Source organism: Coleofasciculus sp. LEGE 07092, assembly GCF_015207375.1.
Classification (GTDB): Bacteria; Cyanobacteriota; Cyanobacteriia; order Cyanobacteriales; family Coleofasciculaceae; genus LEGE-07092.
The window spans coordinates 1-15,656 of record NZ_JADEWY010000012.1 but is presented as its reverse complement, the minus strand read 5'-3'; the positions used below and the strand labels follow the sequence as shown (position 1 = coordinate 15,656).

The 15,656-nt window shown below is 46.5% G+C and carries 16 protein-coding genes; 8 read left to right on the top strand and 8 right to left on the bottom strand.

Annotated features, from left to right (window positions below; translation table 11 throughout):
* Positions 1–155: 155 nt before the first annotated feature.
* Together IQ257_RS04825 and IQ257_RS04820 are read left to right on the top strand one after the other, a co-directional pair.
* Complete coding sequence (locus IQ257_RS04825) at positions 156–794, top strand: peroxiredoxin (RefSeq protein WP_193872535.1); 639 nt, start codon at positions 156–158, stop codon at positions 792–794.
* Between the two features lie 83 nt (positions 795–877).
* Positions 878–1,852, top strand: a complete 975-nt coding sequence (locus IQ257_RS04820; protein ID WP_193872536.1) for a cysteine synthase A — start codon at positions 878–880, stop codon at positions 1,850–1,852.
* Between the two features lie 2 nt (positions 1,853–1,854).
* Here the strand turns inward: IQ257_RS04820 and cobA are convergent, their stop codons facing one another.
* The 4 genes from cobA to tyrS form a co-directional block, all read right to left on the bottom strand.
* On the bottom strand, positions 1,855–3,468 hold the full coding sequence (cobA, locus tag IQ257_RS04815; RefSeq protein WP_193872537.1) for a uroporphyrinogen-III C-methyltransferase: 1,614 nt from the start codon (positions 3,466–3,468) through the stop codon (positions 1,855–1,857).
* 185 nt (positions 3,469–3,653) lie between these two features.
* Positions 3,654–3,845 (bottom strand): hypothetical protein, encoded by a 192-nt coding sequence (locus IQ257_RS04810; RefSeq protein ID WP_193872538.1) that lies wholly within the window; start codon positions 3,843–3,845, stop codon positions 3,654–3,656.
* A 34-nt stretch (positions 3,846–3,879) separates the two neighbouring features.
* On the bottom strand, positions 3,880–4,953 hold the full coding sequence (locus tag IQ257_RS04805) for a glycosyltransferase family 4 protein (protein WP_193872539.1): 1,074 nt from the start codon (positions 4,951–4,953) through the stop codon (positions 3,880–3,882).
* A 696-nt stretch (positions 4,954–5,649) separates the two neighbouring features.
* Positions 5,650–6,861: a tyrosine--tRNA ligase gene (tyrS, locus tag IQ257_RS04800; RefSeq protein ID WP_193872540.1), complete on the bottom strand. Its 1,212-nt coding sequence runs from the start codon at positions 6,859–6,861 to the stop codon at positions 5,650–5,652.
* Positions 6,862–7,291: 430 nt separating this feature from the next.
* Here tyrS and IQ257_RS04795 point away from each other — a divergent pair, with 430 nt between their 5' ends.
* Entirely contained in the window at positions 7,292–9,208 is a 1,917-nt protein-coding gene (locus tag IQ257_RS04795) for a transglycosylase domain-containing protein (protein ID WP_193872541.1), read from the top strand.
* 195 nt (positions 9,209–9,403) lie between these two features.
* On the opposite strand, the gene IQ257_RS04790 is transcribed toward IQ257_RS04795, so the two are convergent.
* The gene (locus tag IQ257_RS04790) at positions 9,404–9,727 is read right to left on the bottom strand and encodes a DUF1825 family protein (protein ID WP_193872542.1); all 324 of its coding nucleotides are present in this window, start codon (positions 9,725–9,727) and stop codon (positions 9,404–9,406) included.
* 5 nt (positions 9,728–9,732) lie between these two features.
* Positions 9,733–9,855 carry a hypothetical protein gene (locus tag IQ257_RS30650; RefSeq protein ID WP_265586107.1) on the bottom strand — a complete coding sequence of 41 codons (123 nt, stop codon included), beginning with the start codon at positions 9,853–9,855 and terminating at the stop codon, positions 9,733–9,735.
* 30 nt (positions 9,856–9,885) lie between these two features.
* Here IQ257_RS30650 and IQ257_RS04785 point away from each other — a divergent pair, with 30 nt between their 5' ends.
* From IQ257_RS04785 to IQ257_RS04770, 4 genes are all read left to right on the top strand, one after another.
* Entirely contained in the window at positions 9,886–10,281 is a 396-nt protein-coding gene (locus tag IQ257_RS04785; protein ID WP_193872543.1) for an NINE protein, read from the top strand.
* Positions 10,282–10,285: 4 nt separating this feature from the next.
* Entirely contained in the window at positions 10,286–10,834 is a 549-nt protein-coding gene (locus tag IQ257_RS04780) for a helix-hairpin-helix domain-containing protein (RefSeq protein ID WP_193872551.1), read from the top strand.
* A 15-nt stretch (positions 10,835–10,849) separates the two neighbouring features.
* Positions 10,850–11,128 carry a YciI family protein gene (locus IQ257_RS04775; protein ID WP_193872544.1) on the top strand — a complete coding sequence of 93 codons (279 nt, stop codon included), beginning with the start codon at positions 10,850–10,852 and terminating at the stop codon, positions 11,126–11,128.
* 152 nt (positions 11,129–11,280) lie between these two features.
* Positions 11,281–12,096 (top strand): response regulator, encoded by an 816-nt coding sequence (locus IQ257_RS04770; protein ID WP_193872545.1) that lies wholly within the window; start codon positions 11,281–11,283, stop codon positions 12,094–12,096.
* Here the strand turns inward: IQ257_RS04770 and IQ257_RS04765 are convergent.
* Positions 12,066–12,404, bottom strand: coding sequence for an antibiotic biosynthesis monooxygenase (locus IQ257_RS04765; protein ID WP_193872546.1), 339 nt, complete (start codon positions 12,402–12,404; stop codon positions 12,066–12,068). The genes IQ257_RS04770 and IQ257_RS04765 overlap by 31 nt on opposite strands.
* A gap of 65 nt (positions 12,405–12,469) precedes the next feature.
* Positions 12,470–14,872, bottom strand: a complete 2,403-nt coding sequence (locus tag IQ257_RS04760; RefSeq protein WP_193872552.1) for a GAF domain-containing hybrid sensor histidine kinase/response regulator — start codon at positions 14,870–14,872, stop codon at positions 12,470–12,472.
* A 212-nt stretch (positions 14,873–15,084) separates the two neighbouring features.
* Here IQ257_RS04760 and IQ257_RS04755 point away from each other — a divergent pair.
* Positions 15,085–15,656: cobaltochelatase subunit CobN (locus IQ257_RS04755; protein ID WP_193932944.1), on the top strand; the 572-nt coding region annotated here is incomplete at its 3' end.

Here is a 15,656-nt window from a genome sequence, read left to right as displayed (position 1 = left end):
GCCAACACCCAAACTATCGAGCGTAAACACCTGACGATGATAACTCGCATCAAACAAAGCTGAGGAAATCCTAAATAGATCTAAAAGTCCATCGGAAAACCGGTCTTTTGTGGCAAGATAAAAAATTGTCCCTCTTGAGAAAGGAAATTTTAGATATGGCTCTGCGATTAGGCGATACCGTCCCCAACTTCACACAGGCATCGAGTGAAGGCGAAATCAAATTCTACGATTGGGCAGGCGATAGCTGGGTAGTACTGTTCTCTCACCCGGCTGACTTCACCCCCGTTTGCACCACCGAGTTGGGTACGGTTGCCAAACTCAAGCCCGAATTCGAGAAGCGCAATGTTAAAGTGCTAGCCCTAAGCGTTGACGATGTTGAGTCTCACAAAGGCTGGATCGGAGATATTAACGAAACCCAGAATACCACTGTCAATTACCCAATTCTGGCAGATCCAAATCGCCAAGTCTCCGATCTCTATGACATGATCCATCCCAATGCCGACAATACTTTAACGGTACGCTCGGTCTTTATCATCGACTCTCAGAAGAAATTGCGGCTGACATTTACCTATCCTGCTAGCACAGGGCGTAACTTTGATGAAATCCTGCGGGTGATTGATTCCCTACAACTAACCGATAACTATAAAGTGGCAACTCCCGCTGACTGGAAAGAAGGTCAAGATGTAGTAGTTGTTCCCTCCATTAAAGATCCCAAAGAGTTGAAGGAAAGATTTCCCAAGGGCTACAAAGAACTTAAGCCCTATCTGCGCATGACTCCCCAACCGAATAAGTAAGGGTTGAGTAAGGTGGGTAATGCCCGCCTTACTTGCTTCACTTATCCTAATAGAGGAAAACAGACTCCTTAAAAAATAAAAATATGGATATTAAAAATGGCTTTGTGGGAACAGTTGGCAATACCCCACTCATCCGCTTAGATAGCTTCAGTGAAGAAACGGGTTGTGAAATCTTGGGTAAAGCTGAATTTCTGAATCCAGGCGGTTCGGTTAAAGACCGAGCAGCGCTTTATATTATTGAAGATGCTGAAAAAAAAGGCTTGCTTAAACCGGGGGGTACGGTTGTTGAAGGTACGGCTGGTAATACAGGCATTGGTTTAGCGCATATCTGCAATGCCAAAGGTTACAAGTGTCTGATTATTATCCCCGATACTCAATCCCAAGAAAAAATGGATGCCCTGAGAACGCTGGGTGCTGAAGTGCGCCCTGTTCCTGCCGTACCCTATAAAAACCCCAACAATTATGTGAAGCTTTCTGGACGCATTGCCCAAGAAATGGATAATGCGATCTGGGCAAATCAATTTGATAACTTGGCAAATCGACTCGCTCACTACAAAACCACAGGACCGGAAATTTGGGAACAAACGGATGGAAAGATTGATGCTTGGATCACCTCTACGGGGACAGGTGGCACGTTTGCGGGTGTTTCAATGTTTTTGAAGGAAAAAAAACCGACGATAAAATCAGTCGTTGCTGACCCCATGGGTAGTGGGCTGTTCAGTTATATTAAGAAGGGTGAGATTTCAATGGAGGGTAACTCTATTACCGAAGGCATTGGTAACAGTCGCATCACTGCCAATATGGAAGGTGTCCCCATTGATGATGCTATTCAAATCCCCGATAAAGATGCGGTGAATGTTGTTTATCAACTCCTCCGGAAAGACGGACTTTTTTTGGGGGGTTCTACGGGTATTAATGTGGGCGCAGCAGTAGCGCTTGCGAAACAAATGGGATCGGGACACACTATTGTTACTATCTTGTGTGATAGCGGTGCTCGTTATCAGTCACGGCTGTTTAATCAGGAATGGTTGGCGCAGAAGGGATTGCTGCCAGATTGAGATCATCTTCTAGCGATCGCCTGGGTTAACCCCTCTAAAGTATATTCCTCAGCTTCCACATCAACCCGCCCTAATAATTCATAGCAACTTTTGGAGGTTTGGGGACCGATGGAGGCAATACAGAGGTTTTCTAGAAGAGAATGAGGAGTAACATCTCCCTTATCTTTTAATGCTTCCTCTAAAAGGTAATAAAAATTCTTGACGGTTTTAGAACTAGCAAAGGTAATAATATCAACGGCTTTCCTTTGCAAGGCTTCAAACGCAACCGGTGCGATTTGCTCAGGGCAAGCGGATTGATAAGCAGCAACTTCAACAATATCAGCACCTCGGGCAGTTAATTCTTTAAGCAAAACCTCCCGCCCGCCTGTCTCCACACGCGGAAACAAAACTTTTTTATAAGTCAAGGATTCTGGGAAATGTTCAACCAGGGAATCAGCCACAAAATCGGGGGGAATAAAATCGGGCTTCAATCCTCGTTCTTTTAAATTAGCCGCCGTTTTCTTGCCAACAACTGCAATTTTGACGCCGGCTAAGGTACGGGTATCTTTTCCTTGAGTCAGGAGCCGCTCAAAAAATGACTCGACACCGTTACTGGAGGTAAGAATTAACCAATCAAAATCTGATAAGTTTGCGATCGCACGATCCAACGCTTCCCAACTTGAAGGAGGCGTGATCACCAATGCAGGCATTTCAATAACCGTTGCGCCTTCACATTCTAATAAATCCCTAAATTTACTAGACTGGTCGGCAGAACGAGTGACTAAAACAGTTTTGCCCTTCAGCCGTTGAGTGGACAGTTGGCGTCGAGTTGACGATTGCACCTTAGACTCCTCGTGTAATGCAGCTAATGGCAAATGAAACGCTCTCTCTCCATTCCCCATTCCCCATTCCCCATTCCCTAAATAATTCCGCAAGTTCACTACTTCTCCTACCACAATTACCACAGGCGAGAGAGACACACCAGCCGTTTGCTGAAAAATATCGGCTAATGTGCCAACCCAAACCTGCTGTTCAGGGCGTCCGCAAGCGCGAATGACAGCAATGGGGGTTTGAGGCGATCGCCCATATCTCTGTAACTGGCGGACAATCGTATCTAAATGACGCCCACCCATTAAAATTGATAGGGTATCGATGCGGGCTAGTGTCTCCCAGTCCAGTTCTTCAGGGTGGTGAGCGGTTAATACTGCAAAGCATTTACTTAGGACAGAATCAGTTAAGGGAATATCTGCCAACAACGGGGCTACCAGTGCAGAAGAAATTCCGGGTACAACCTCAAACGGACAGGTAGCGGCAATCAACGCTTGAATTTCTGAGGTAGCGCGACCAAAAATAAAGGGATCGCCACTTTTGAGTCGCACCACTTGCTTACCTTGTTGGCATTGCTCTACCAGCAGTTGGTTGATTTCAGATTGAGGAGTGGAGGGGCTTCCGCCTCGCTTCCCTACATCAAACTGACGGCAATTAGTGGGGACTAACTTGAATAGCTGAGGGTCTACCAAAGCATCGTAGACTAATACTTCGGCTTGATTGAGTAGCTGTTGTCCTCGGAGGGTGAGATATGCGACGCTTCCGGGTCCAGCCCCGAGGAGATAGACTTTGCCGATGCTCTCAGTCATGATGGTGCGACGGTTCTAGGTCTTGGCATCATCATATAAGAAGAATGGCACTGACTTAAGCAGAGATTCAAGAATCCGTAGGTGGGGTTGAGCTACAGCGAAACCCAAGTGTTACAAGGGTTTGCTGGGTTTCCTTCCCTAGTCCCAGTCTGCATAAATTTTGGCTTAAGTCAGTGGCATTAAACCTAAGGAACCGTCTCAGGTTGAACGTCCTGAGAAACAACGGTAGTCAACAAACTGTCAGGAGGCAGTATATTAGCCAGTGCAGATGCAGGCATTTCCTGCCAGCAGGATGTACAGAACCAGTAGAGACTGTTGCCTTTTGCATGGCGTAGTAGTGCAGCGCCGCAGCAAGGGCAAGAAAAATTCGTTTGCATACGTTTTCTCTAACCTTAAAAACCAGCTAACCGATTACAGACTCAAGACAGGTGCATGAACGTGCCCGTTTCGTGACATCTGCTCGTTCAAGATTTTGTGATACGCCGCCTCATAGCTGTCTACCATCTGGGTGACACTAAAGTGTTGCACCACAAAGTCATGACACTGTTGACGGTTGAGTTCTATGGCTGCTGGAATAGCCGCGCTCATTTCCTCCACGCTGTTGCAGACAAATCCACTTTTCCCGTGAGCAATTACCTCTGACACTGAACCCAGATTCATGGCAATTACAGGTGTCCCCGCACACATCGACTCAATCATCACCAAGCCGAAGGGTTCACTCCAAGTAATCGGGAAGAGAGTCACCGTGGCATTACCCAAAAGCTCGACCTTTTGTTCATGGGTAAGTTCACCGAGATACTGAATCTGTTCGCCGTCGATTTGGGGGGCAATCTCTTGCTCGTAGAATTCCCGATCCACTACATCGACTTTACCCGCCATTTTCAAGCGCCAACCCGTCTGCTTGGCAATAGCGATCGCGTGTTGCGGTCCTTTTTCCGGGGACATCCGTCCTAAGAATGCCAAATAGGGCGGATCTTGAGGTTGGGCGTGGAACGGATAATCGTCGGGATTAATGCCGTTGTAAACCGTTCGCACGTAATTAAGCTGAGGTTCGAGCTTTCGCTGCGCGTCACTAATGCTGATATAAGCTTGGTTGCAATACTGAGTAAATAATGGGCGATTATCCTCAGTAAAGCCACCATGCAGCGTATGCACCGCCGGAGTTTTTGCCATTTCTGCAAACGGCAGAGCTGTAAAACCCGTGTGAAAGTGGATTATGTCAAAGGCTTCTGCCTGTGCCATGATGCGGCTCAGTTGAAGCAAGTCATAAGCCGCAGGCTCTTTCACCGCTGGATTGAGGCGTAGCGCCTGGGGAGTAACCGATTCTAATCGTGCTAAGGTTTGAGAATCTCCAGACGCAAAAAGGGTAACATCATGACCGCGACGGACTAGTTCATCAGTCAAATGACCAACAACTAGCTCGATGCCACCGTAACCTGGTGGGGGAACCCTTTCCCACAGAGGCGAAACTTGAGCAACTCGCATACTTCTACTGTCTCCTTACAGCAAAGGAAGTGAAACACAGTTGAATATTTTGCCAACGACTGCAATAATGTCGCTATAGCGGTTTTCGCTTGCGTGAGGTACATTTTTAGGGATGAAACCCTTACTGGGCAAGCATTGGTTGTACCTCATACATTTGAGAAAGGCTATATGTGAGTTAGCGAACGTTAGGGCTAGCAAGTTTCTAAGCTCTAGCAAACTAGTCCCCAAGGTTGAAGACTAGATGGGAAAGTTCGCTTTGCACATATATACTTGACAAGCTTTCGTCAGCTATCTTTGCCTGCGATCGTTTTAAATGATCGAGGATTACATGACAAGACGCGATGTAGAACTTGCAAGTACAATGCAGATTAGCTACAATTTTTGCTTCATATTTTTTCTAAAAACTTGAGAAGTGGGTATACCGTTTTATAGCCTGGGTTAACTTTTAACTAATGTTATCTTCCGTAACTATATAAATAATTACTTTACAATGCTAGTCTAGGCGAGTCGTATTAACCGTACTTATCTAGGGCAAATCGCTACGGTTTTCCCCTCTTCCGTAGCAGCTCAACTTATGCTTACTTATGATTCCTTCATAAACAGGGATTGCACGCTCTCAATCTGTCGCACGGTAGCATTGCCAAAACCGCTTAAAAGGGTTAAAAGGTTGACAAATGCAAAAAATAGTGTACCAATCTATGGAACCAACCGGACAAATTTCTTTTTACCCACTTGCAAAATCTTGCCATCCAGTTTCTCTGGAGAATCAAACGTTAACTCAACCTCACAAAGGCGATCGCCATCCAGCTTCACACCACCTCCTTGAATCTGCCGCCGCCCTTCCCCACTACTCTTGCACAAACCACTAGCATTGAGGATATAGAACAATTTAGCGGGAAATTCCACATTAGATAAAGAAAATTCCCGTAAGGCATCTGTGGAGCCTCCCTCCGCTGTTTCCTTCGCTTTATAAGCAGCTTCCTCACCGTGGTACTGGCTTACCACATTTAACGCCAGTTTTATTTGGCGATCGCGGGGATGCTCTGGTAATTCATTTAAGGGCAAATGGGTCAGCAATTCAAAATATTGGTTCAAAAGACTATCTGGAGTATTCCGTAGCTTAGAGTACATTGAGACAGCATCATCCCTCAAACCAACATAGTTGTTCAGGGACTTAGACATTTTCTGAACTCCGTCTGTGCCAATCAAAATCGGCATCAGCAGCCCAAACTGAGGGGTTTGACCAAAATGCCGCTGCAAATCTCGTCCCACAGCAATATTAAATTTTTGGTCAGTTGCCCCCAACTCAACATCCGCCTGCACCGCCATGGAGTCATAGCCCTGCATTAGGGGGTAGAGAAATTCATGGAGGTAAACTGGATTACCCTGCTTATAGCGCTCGTCAAACCCTTCTTTTTCTAGCATCTGCCCTACAGTCATGGTGCCTAGCAGCTCCAGAATTTGCCCCAAATCTAGTTTCTCTAGCCATTCGGAGTTATAGCGAATTTCTAAGCGGCTCGGTGTCTCGAAATCCAAGATTGGGCGCACCTGCTCAAGGTAGGTTTCAGCATTTTGCTTCACTTCGGCTGGCGAAAGCTGCTTTCGCACATCAGATTTCCCTGTAGGGTCGCCAATCCTGGCAGTAAAATCGCCAATAATCAAGACAGCGGTATGACCAGCATCCTGAAATGCTCGCAGCTTTCTGAATACAATACTGTGACCGAGGTGAATATCCGCACCTGTCGGATCAATTCCCAATTTGACTCGTAAGGGACGCTCAGTTTTTAATAAGCGTTGTGCTAGGTTCTCATTGAGATCTTGAGAGTCGGGTTGGTTTGGAAAAATTTCACTAATACCCCGGTAGAGCCAGGTTAGTTCCTTGGGACTTGTGAATTGGGAATTGGACATGCGTTATGGATGAATTTTTTTTAGGATTGACTGATTTGGTATAGCAGCGTGTTGAGCTTTATAGTGAATCTTGTAATAATTCCTGGCAACCTGGTAACATTACTTAAAAAAATGCCTAACTATGCCATGTGTGAAGTTACCACCTATTATCTCAAGATTCTCCTATGATGATAAAGGTTATGCCTGCTACAGTGTTCCCGTGGGGGAATGCCAAGGGCTAATGGCAAATCATAGCGGGACTTGCGCTTCCCCCGCACACAACTGTTGGCTAGGCAGGGCTGAGATGTTGATTGCATAATAGAACTTAAGCTACAATCCTGACTCTTGCCAGAAATTTCTGTAATCATCTATAGATCTACATAGAATGTATTGAAACCCAATTGCCCCACGAGTACGTTCGGTATTTTTTGAGTGAGGAAGTGAAATCGCTGTGTCGTCTAGCACCATCCAACAAAAACAAGAAAGGAAAAGTGGCTCAGCGCCGATTTGGCAGTTCGCGCAAGGAGTCGCTCAGGTAACAGGCGGAACTGTTCTCGGCATTACCATGCTAGCTAGCTCGGTTGTTGCGGGTGGGCTAGTTGGTTTAGCGACTAGCTTCCGCAATCTTCCCGATGTTAGAGTTCTGCGGGGCTATGTGCCTACAGAAACCACCTATATCTATGACTTTAAGGGTAAATCCCTTGCCAGCCTTCATGGTGAAGCCAATCGGGAAGTTGTCAAATTAGAAAATATCAATCCAAATCTTAAGCGAGCCGTAATTGCCATTGAAGATAGTCACTTCTACCTTCATCACGGCGTTAACCCCAATAGCGTTGGTCGCGCCTTATTAGTGAACTGGGAACGAGGCAGTGTGGTTGAAGGTGGCTCAACCCTAACGATGCAGTTGGTGAAAAATTTGTTCCTCAACCGCGAAAAGAGGTTTAGCCGCAAAATAGCTGAGGCGGTGTTGGCAGTCCGACTGGAGCAAATTTTTACCAAAGACCAAATTTTAGAAATGTACCTCAATCAAATCTATTGGGGTCACAACAACTATGGCATCCAAACCGCTGCTGAAAGTTACTTTGCAAAAGAGGCTTCTGAGCTAAATTTGGCAGAATCGGCAATGCTGGCAGGACTGATTCAGTCTCCAGAGGATTACACTCCTTTTGTTAACTACCAAAAAGCCAAAGAACGCCAAGCCCAGGTTTTAATGCGGATGCGTGAGTTGGGATGGATTACAGCCGCTGAAGAACAACAGGCGCGATCGCAACCCCTGCAACTTGGTAAAGTTACTTCCTGGCAAACTAGCCAACTGCCGTACATCACGGAAGCCGTGGTTACTGAGTTGAACGAGCGTTTTGGTAAAGATGCCGTCCTCAAAGGTGGGATGCGAGTCCAGACGACGATTGATTACAATTTCCAAAAGATGGCGGAAGCAACCGTCACTCGCGCCCATGCCAATATGCGCCGCCGGGGTTTATATGCTGACCAAGTGGCGCTAGCGGCAGTCGATCCCCGAACTCATTTTGTTAAGGCGCTAGTCGGCGGTGTCAGTTATGACAAGAGCCAATTCAACCGCGCCATACAATCCCGCCGCCAACCAGGGTCAGCTTTTAAGCCATTTGTATACTACGCCGCCTTTGCCAGTGGCAAGTACTCGCCCTCTTCTACAGTCATGGATACTCCTGTGAGCTATCGGGATGGTAGCGGTTGGTACTCGCCCAGAAACTACGGCGGAGGTTACGGTGGTGCCATGACCATTCGCACTGCCCTTACTCAATCTAGAAACGTTCCTGCTGTCAAAATTGGTAAAGCTGTAGGGCTAGATAAAGTCATTGAGGTTTGCCGCACGCTGGGTATTAAGAGTCCGATGGAACCCGTAACCTCTTTACCTCTGGGGGCAATTGGATTGACACCCTTGGAAATGGCGGGAGCCTATGCCACCTTTGCCAATAACGGCTGGCACTCTGACCCAACCGTTATTGTCCGCGTTACTGACAGTAGTGGCAACGTATTACTCGACAACACACCCAAACCTAGACTAATTCTCGACCCATGGGCTGCCGCTTCCCTCAATTCGGTACTAGTTGGCGTTATTAATGGCGGGACAGGAACCGCTGCCCAAATCGGACGGCAAGCCGCAGGTAAAACGGGAACAACAAGCTCGGAGCGAGATGTTTGGTTTGTGGGTTACGTGCCACAGTTAGCCACTGCCGTTTGGATTGGCAATGATAACTACAGACCTCTGGGGGCTGGGGCAACGGGTGGTGGATTTGCTGCACCAATCTGGCGAGATTTCATGCGTCAGGCGTTAAAGAACGAACCGGTGAAGTACTTTGAACCTCCTTCTAAGTTTAAGCGTCCCTAGAAATGGGGAATGGGGAATGGGGAATGGGAATAAAAATCCCTCTTGCCGTTCTCCTTTAAGCTTTAGCTAGTCCAGTTTTTCTTTGTAACTATTCAACCGGATTTGATATCATTTCCTGACTCTGAATAAAAAAAAGATAAGAAAGAATCACCCATCGGTCATTGAGCGGTGGGTGTTTAGTCTAGCGATCGCTTGCTAGGATTGCTTCTCTATTTCCGACTTCATCCGCTCTAAGGTCATGTGCATTTGATCGAACATTTGTTGAGCCGTGATGCCGAATTGACCGAGTTGGGTATTAAGCTGTTCTACCGTCATCTGAGCCATAAAATCCTCAGATAACTCGAAACGCTTCATGAAAATCCGGTAGCGCTCCATCATGGCTTCCATCTTTTCGATAAATAACTTTTTACCTTCCCGGTCAAATTTGCCATAACTGCTCCCCAATTGAACTAGGGATTGATAATCTTCAAACAGTTGCTTGGCTTCTTGTTGGACAATCTCTGAATCAAAAAAACCCATAGCGCTTAACTTATCAACCGAGTGGGTTGTACGGCTGCTTCATAGTCACATTCTAGTGCAGGGTCAAGTTTCCGCAAAATTCGGTTTTCCGTATCATAGAAGCAGAGAATCGCTGGTTTTTTTGACAACGGAGCCATTCCTACCAGTTAAGAGCAAGTATGTTGAGCAAGCCAAAAAGTCGAAAAGTCGCTGCGCTACTGGCGTTAAGCGGGGTAGTGATGCCTATTACCGGGTTCCACAAGTTTTATCTGGGGCAACCGTGGTGGGGTGTAGTGTATCTGCTTTTGTCTTGGACGCCTATTCCTACAATTGCCAGTGCAATTGAAGGCGTTTGGTATCTGCTCCAAAACTCGGAGCAGTTTGACCGTAATTTTAACTTGAATGCTATATCGATGGCTTCATCAGGGCAACCTCAGCCCCCTGAAGTTGATCCGGCTCAAGTGGGTGCAATTGCTGATGCTCTGCGACAGTTAGATAGCTTACGCCAGGAAGGGCTGATGTCGGAATATGAATTCGAGCAAAAACGTCGCCAATTACTTGATCGCATTGCCTGAAATGATGACATTGTTTGACTGGCTGCTTCCGGCGGCTCGACTTAACCCAACTCGGCTCTCTATCCAAGCGCGGATTGAGAGCGATCCTTACTATCGGTTGCAATCGGTGCAAGAAATTGAGGCAGCAGCGGCATTGGGGATTAAAATTGATGTCAATCAAGCGACGGTGGATGACTGGTTGAGACTGCCTGGGCTATCGATTCATCAAGCGCGATCGCTCGTGGAACTCACCAGCACCGGCGTTCAGTTCTGTTGTTTGGAAGACATTGCCGCTGCACTGAGCATATCAGTCGCTCGTATCACCCCGTTACAGCCAATTTTGAGATTTTGTTATTACGATGCTGAGAGTCCGGCAACGCCTCAACTCCTTAACCCGAATACGGCGTCGGCAGAACAGTTGGCTAAAATTCCAGCCGTTGACTTGTTTCTTGCCAGAGCGATCGTGCAAAATCGAAGTGAATTGGGGAAATACCGTAATCTAGCTGATTTCCAGCGACGCCTTGCCCTTCCCCCACATCTAACCTCTAAGCTAATGTATTACCTGCGGTTTTAAGCAGAATGATCACAAATGCCCTGGTTTGTAAAGATTGAAGAAGGTATTGTTGATAAACCCACCTTTGACCAGTATGTACCTGCTCACAAAGCCTACGTTCAAGACTTGATTGCCAAAGGACATCAAGCAAAAACGGGTTACTGGGCAGAACGAGGAGGTGGAATGCTATTGTTTGAGGCAGAATCTATAGAAGAGGCGCGAGCAATTGTTGAGCGTGACCCTTTAGTTCAGAATAATTGTGTTAAATATCAGTTTCATGAATGGCGCATTCTTGTCGAGCCAGAAAACGATTAAAAACGTCTTAATCATTTTCTTATGGATTGCCTATAAAATTTCTATGCAGTTTGCAGCCATTTAACTTACTAAGTTCCGCAATGTGGCGTATGTCTGAACCGCAATGGGCAACAGACAATAGACGATGAAACCATGCTTATAGAGATACCACTATGCAGACCACATTCTTAGCAGAGGAACGTATTCCTCTACGGATTCTGCTGGCTGAAGATAATCGGGTCAACCAGAAGTTTGCCTTGCTGATGCTAGAGAAATTGGGATATCAGGCTGATGTCGCCAGGAATGGTATCGAAGTTTTGCAAGCCTTGCACCGTCAACCTTACGATGTAGTATTAATGGATGTGGAAATGCCGGAAATGGATGGTTTAACCGCAACTCGCCGCATCTGTGAGGAATGGTCTGCTCGTAATCGCCCTCGTATTATTGCTCTGACTGCTTTTGCTTTGCGGGGAGACCGGGAAAAGTGCCTAGAAGCAGGGATGGATGACTACATTACTAAGCCTATTTGGTTACCAGACTTACTCGAAGCCTTGCAGAAGGCAGGTCAGCGGTCTGTTCAAGCTGAAGCACCGCAGACTATTGATAATGCTCAACAGATTCATAAAGTTCTTGATCACAGCGTACTGAAATCCTTGCAGAAGCTGGGAGGAGCAAACGCTAACAGCCTTCAAACAGGAGTTATCGGGCAATATCTCGAAGATGCTCCACAACAACTACAATTTATCCGATCGGCGATCGCAACGAATGATCCCGAAGCCTTGCGGCAAGCTGCCCATAGTTTGAGGTCGAGTAGTGCAAACCTAGGTGCGATCGCTCTTTCCAAACTGTGTAAGGATTTAGAAAATCTGGCTCGTGCTGGTACGACTGCCGTTGCCACCGATCAACTCATGCAGGTGGAGCTAGAGTATGAGAAAGTAAAAACAGCACTATACATATCTTATTCTTCTGATGTTACAGTTAGGGGTTGAATTTCACTGGATACTTCATAGAAAGAGGTGATTGGCGGATGAAAAAACAAATGAGACATCTGTTTTAAAACTTCCTCATAAGCCTCACTTTGATTGGCATCCATATCGGCAATATCTTCCCAAAAAATAACTGCAATTCCTTTATCTGTGCCAGGTTCTCGCAGCAGATACGCTCCTTGAAAACCTTGGCTGTAGGTAGAAACTGCTTTTTCATAAAGCTGTTGGGCTTCTTCAAACTTACCCGGTTTAAATTCTCCAATGGCGATATAAGCAAATTTATGCTTCAGGAAGTCCATAAATTCTGTCATATTTCTCTCCTCACTTTTAACTCAATTAAATCCACTCTAGATTATCTGTCACTTTGGCAGTATTTTCATAATTCATAATTCAGTAAGGCTGTAACTTTATGCAATAACTGAGCAGGTTCTAGAGGTTTTGGCAAGTAATCATCGACACTTGTTCTCAAGTCTTGCTCTTCCTGTGGGGACAGGGGGGGAGTTGTTAAGGCTAGAACTTTGATTCGTTGGGTGGTAGGCAGGTTGTGCAGATAATAACCGATTTCGTGACCATCCATCGCCGATAGTTGCCAATCGACTATCACTGCTCGGGGTTGAAGTAATTCAATTTGTGGAAGCGCACCGGAACTATCAATCAGCCAGACAACATGATAGCCTGCGGCTGTAAGAATTTCGCAAATTGTCGTCGCGGTTGTCTCGTGATTGTCCACCAAGACAATGCTTCCTTTAGGTTGGGGACTTTGATCGGGCGCTGAATTGGATTTGGAAGGGGCTGGGAGTTGAGGTTGAATGGGCAACCAAACGGTAAAGATGGAACCTTTACCGACAAAGGATTCGACTTCAATCGAACCATTATGGAGTTCAACCAGTTGCTTGGTCAAGGCTAACCCTAAACCCATGCCTTCGTAGTTGCGGTGATAAGTTGTCTCTAATTGTTTAAACTTTTCAAACAGTAGAGGTAAGTGTTCTTGGGAAATGCCGATCCCGGTATCTTCAACTTGAAAAATAGCCAAATTTTTTTCTCGCCAGATCCGTAAGGTTACTCTCCCACCTGCTGGCGTGAATTTGATAGCATTGCCCAGCAGATTATAGAGGATTTGCCTAACCCGACGTTGGTCGGCACGAAAGCGATCGCCCTGAACTTTGATCTGCCAATCTATCTCTAGTTCTACCTCTTGGAGGTTAGCTTTTTCTTGCAAGCTTCTCACGCTTTGGTGAGCCAGCCGAAATAGGGAAAACTCTGTGATGTTTAAGACAGTCTTCCCTGCCTCGACTTGAGACAAATCCAAAATATCGTTGATCAGCTCTAGCAAGTGTTCCCCATTCTCTTGAATCGTTTTTAAATAGTGCCGCTGCTTCTCAAGAGGTATCGTCCGTGCGCCTCCCTCACCAAAAGACCAACGCAGCAGCGTTGCCGATAAGCCAATAACGCAGGTTAGAGGTGTTCGCAACTCATGACTCATTGCTGCTAGGAAATCACTCTTGGCAAGGCTGGCGGCTTGAGCGGCTTGCAGTGCATCCCGCAGTTCTTGAGTTCGCTCAATTACTCGTTGCTCTAAGGTGCTTTTTTGCTGTTGGAGTTGGGCATACAATTGAGCTTGGTGAATAGCAACCGCTAGGTATTCTGCAATTTTCTTCAGAAATAGTTTTTCGCTGTCTTGCCAGTGGCGAAGTTCACAACATTGGTGGGCGATGAGCAATCCCCAGAGGCAATCATGGACGATAATCGGTGCCACTAATAGTGCCCGAACTTGACTTTGTCGTAGCCGTTCGAGCAAGCAAGGCGATGTTGTGTAGGAAAGTTCGACATCATCAATGGCAAAGGTGATCCCTTGGCGATAGTTGTTCCTACAATTCGGGACGTGAATGAAGCAGTCTCTCTCCTCCCGCCAATGGAGTACTGATGCGATCGCGTCTGAGGCTCTGGCTTCATAGGTAACGCAACCCGAACTCCTCTCAGCAATGGGGGAAGGGGCAGAATTTTCTATTGTCTCATCCTCTTGTTCTGAGGTTTCGGCGATCGCAACAGCCTGGCTTGCTGATAAGGAAGTGTGAGACTCAGGGGTGGCTACAGCAGAATGACAGTCAAATTGATAAATAACTAAGCGATCGACTTCCAGGAAATGGCGTACCTTTTCTACAGCCGTTTTCAGAATGGCAGGTAATTCCAAACTTTGACGGATTTGAGTAGTTACTTGATTCAGCAGTCGTTCCTGTTCGACTTGTTGGCGCAGTGCCTGTTCTATGGGTTGACAGACGGAAACGTAGGGATAAATGGGATCAGGCGATATTGGGGGGCTGATGGTATCAGTAGTGAGAATTTCCATCAACGCGATGGTAAATTCACTCTGGATTGCCGGATCGTTGGATTGTGGAGAGGCTTGAGTGAGTTGCAGCAAATCCAGAACAACTGAATGCTGCTTTAACCGTTGAGCGAGTTGGGTGAGAAAAGAGGCGATCGCTTTTGACTCGAAGGTTAACCCGACGTGGTACAGTCTTGGCTGTGTACCATCAACAGCCAATTCATTTGGCGCTAACGGTGCTGCCAACGCCAGTACCCTAAATGAGTGAGAAACCAAAACTACAAACAGCTTTACTTGATACTCTAAACCCATTGGCACTATTGGCAAGTCATCTGATCTCAGAACCACAGTTCCTTCCCCAAGGCTAGACTGCATCTGCTGCAATAGCTTTTGCAGCCGCTCGAACATCATTAAGGGCAACGTTCGGCTGAATCTGGGATTACCCAATATCGACATGACTTTGGTTCGTTTTAAGAAAGCAACAGCACTCACTGAGAATTTCGTGTCAGGTATGAACCCTTCTTCGATGCTACCCAAGATGCCGCAATCTGGTTAGGATAGGTTTCTTTAATCGATTGGGACTGAATCGCTTTACAAATTAACCGTTCTATGAGGAATTCCGTTAATTAAGTTAAAAGGGTCATTCAACAAAACCATAAGGCAAAACCATGCATCGGATCAGCGCAATACCGGGAGGGTGGAACCCGCAAGCCGAAGGCGTTATTTTTGTCGAACAGACACCAGCTCCCATTATTATTCTCACAGCGGCTGACACCGATATTCAGACTCTGGCGGCATCAATCGTGCAATTGCCCACAGGCTTTCCCCCTGTGCGGGTAGTCAACCTCTTGCAGTTGCAACAGCAATTGACAATCGATACTTATGCAGAAAACGTCTTGACTTCTGCTGAAATTGTTATTTTAAGGCTTTTAGGCGGACGTTCCTACTGGTCTTACGGATTAGAAGTGGTACGGGAGACAGTGCAGCAAACAGGTGCTGCTTTGGTCATGCTACCAGGAGATGACCGTCCCGACCCGGATTTAATGAGTCATTCTACCGTCCCCCTAACCACCGTTCACCAGCTATGGCGCTACTTCACTGAAGGCGGTGTCGAAAATTTCGCCAACGCCCTCAAATTTGCTGCTGATTCTTGCTTGGGACAGACTTACAACCCACCACCTCCTCAGTCAGTGCCTCGTGTTGGAATTTATCAGTGGAGAGCGGGGGAGCGGGGGAGCTG

What these genes read in the sequence shown, in the direction of transcription:
- IQ257_RS04805 (WP_193872539.1), bottom strand. Translation starts at nt 4,953, where the DNA reads ATGCGAGTTGCTCAAGTTTCGCCTCTGTGGGAAAGGGTTCCCCCACCA.
- IQ257_RS04765 (WP_193872546.1), bottom strand. Translation starts at nt 12,404, where the DNA reads ATGACAGAATTTATGGACTTCCTGAAGCATAAATTTGCTTATATCGCC.
- cobA (WP_193872537.1), bottom strand. Translation starts at nt 3,468, where the DNA reads ATGACTGAGAGCATCGGCAAAGTCTATCTCCTCGGGGCTGGACCCGGA.
- IQ257_RS04775 (WP_193872544.1), top strand. Translation starts at nt 10,850, where the DNA reads ATGCCCTGGTTTGTAAAGATTGAAGAAGGTATTGTTGATAAACCCACC.
- IQ257_RS04780 (WP_193872551.1), top strand. Translation starts at nt 10,286, where the DNA reads ATGACATTGTTTGACTGGCTGCTTCCGGCGGCTCGACTTAACCCAACT.
- IQ257_RS04790 (WP_193872542.1), bottom strand. Translation starts at nt 9,727, where the DNA reads ATGGGTTTTTTTGATTCAGAGATTGTCCAACAAGAAGCCAAGCAACTG.
- IQ257_RS04785 (WP_193872543.1), top strand. Translation starts at nt 9,886, where the DNA reads ATGTTGAGCAAGCCAAAAAGTCGAAAAGTCGCTGCGCTACTGGCGTTA.
- tyrS (WP_193872540.1), bottom strand. Translation starts at nt 6,861, where the DNA reads ATGTCCAATTCCCAATTCACAAGTCCCAAGGAACTAACCTGGCTCTAC.
- IQ257_RS04825 (WP_193872535.1), top strand. Translation starts at nt 156, where the DNA reads ATGGCTCTGCGATTAGGCGATACCGTCCCCAACTTCACACAGGCATCG.
- IQ257_RS04760 (WP_193872552.1), bottom strand. Translation starts at nt 14,872, where the DNA reads ATGTCGATATTGGGTAATCCCAGATTCAGCCGAACGTTGCCCTTAATG.
- IQ257_RS04810 (WP_193872538.1), bottom strand. Translation starts at nt 3,845, where the DNA reads ATGCAAACGAATTTTTCTTGCCCTTGCTGCGGCGCTGCACTACTACGC.
- IQ257_RS04770 (WP_193872545.1), top strand. Translation starts at nt 11,281, where the DNA reads ATGCAGACCACATTCTTAGCAGAGGAACGTATTCCTCTACGGATTCTG.
- IQ257_RS04820 (WP_193872536.1), top strand. Translation starts at nt 878, where the DNA reads ATGGATATTAAAAATGGCTTTGTGGGAACAGTTGGCAATACCCCACTC.